The 1,407-nt window shown below is 67.9% G+C and carries 2 protein-coding genes; both read left to right on the top strand.

The genetic code is table 11. From position 1 onward, the window contains the following. Positions 1–873 (top strand): 3-carboxy-cis,cis-muconate cycloisomerase (locus EOA33_RS35735; protein WP_127407726.1); only part of this gene is annotated, 873 nt, incomplete at its 5' end. Beyond that, on the top strand, positions 873–1,407 hold a 535-nt coding region (locus tag EOA33_RS35730), incomplete at its 3' end, for an FAD-dependent monooxygenase (protein ID WP_190234497.1). The genes EOA33_RS35735 and EOA33_RS35730, both read left to right, overlap by 1 nt.

Raw genomic sequence — 1,407 nt, 5'->3', positions numbered from 1 at the left:
GCTCTGACCTCGTTCCGGCCCGACACGGCCAGGCTCAGGGCCGGCGTTGCCAGAGACGGGGTCGTGGTGCCGGAGTTGGTACGCCAGATCAAGGCCGCCGTCGGCGAACCGCACAATGCGTTCGTTCATTTCGGCGCGACCAGCCAGGACGTCATCGACAGCTCGCTGGTGCTGCGGCTCAGCGGCGCGGTCGACCATATCGGCCTGCTGCTCAGCGAAAACATCGTGCGGCTTGCGGGCCTCGAACAGGATTTCGGGGGCAGGGCGCTGATGGCGATGACGCGCATGCAGCCGGCAATCCCGATCACGGTTGGAGATCGGATTGCCTCATGGCGGGCGCCGCTGGAGCGTCACCAACTCAGATTGAAGGAACAGTCCGCGCGGCTGCTGGTCGTCCAGTTCGGCGGCGCGGCCGGCACGCTCGATAGACTCGGCGACAAGGCTGCGCCCGTGCGCGCGGCGCACGCCGCCAAACTCGGCCTCGGCGATGCGCCGCAGTGGCACAGCCAGCGCGACGCGCTGGCCGATTTCGCCAGCTGGCTGTCGCTGGTGACCGGCAGCCTCGGCAAGTTCGGCCACGACATCGCGCTGATGGGGCAGGCCGGTACGGACATAAAACTGTCCGCGGGCGGCGGCTCGTCGGCCATGCCGCACAAGCAGAACCCGGTGAAGGCGGAGGCGCTGGTGGCCCTTGCCCGCTTCAACGCCACCCAGCTTGCCGGCATGCACCAGGCGCTGGTGCACGAGCAGGAGCGCTCTGGCGCCGCCTGGACACTGGAATGGCTGATCCTGCCGCAGATGGTGGTGGCGACAGCGGGAGCACTCCGGCTCGCCGCGGAGCTTGCCGGACAGATCGAAAGCCTCGGACACTGATGCGTACACAGGTTGTTATCATCGGCTCGGGCCCATCCGGCCTGCTGCTCGGCCAGTTGCTCGCCACCATTGGTGTCGAGACCGTCATTCTCGAACGGTCGAGCCGCGAGCATGTGCTCGGCAGGGTGCGCGCCGGCGTGCTCGAACAGGGGACCGTCGACCTGCTCGGCGAGGCGGGCGCGGCAGACAGGCTCCATGCCGAAGGACTGCCGCATTCCGGCATCTCGCTCGCCTTCGACGGTCGCCTGCACCGCATCGACCTCACGGCGCTCACCGGCGGCAAGCATGTCACCGTCTACGGCCAGACCGAGGTGACGCATGATCTGATGGACAAGCGCGAAACGGCCCGGCTGGTCACCGTCTACGAAGCCGCGAACGTCGCGCCGCATGATTTCGATGGCGCGGCGCCTTTCGTCACCTATGACAAGGACGGTGTCGGCCATCGCATCGACTGCGACTTCATCGCCGGCTGCGACGGCTATCACGGCGTCAGCCGCCGCTCGGTGCCGGAGGGCGCGCTGAAGACCTTCGAGC

It is taken from the genome of Mesorhizobium sp. M4A.F.Ca.ET.050.02.1.1, assembly GCF_003997725.1.
GTDB lineage: Bacteria > Pseudomonadota > Alphaproteobacteria > Rhizobiales > Rhizobiaceae > Mesorhizobium.
Note: the sequence above shows the minus strand (reverse complement) of the source record. Positions and strands in the feature narration are given on the sequence as shown.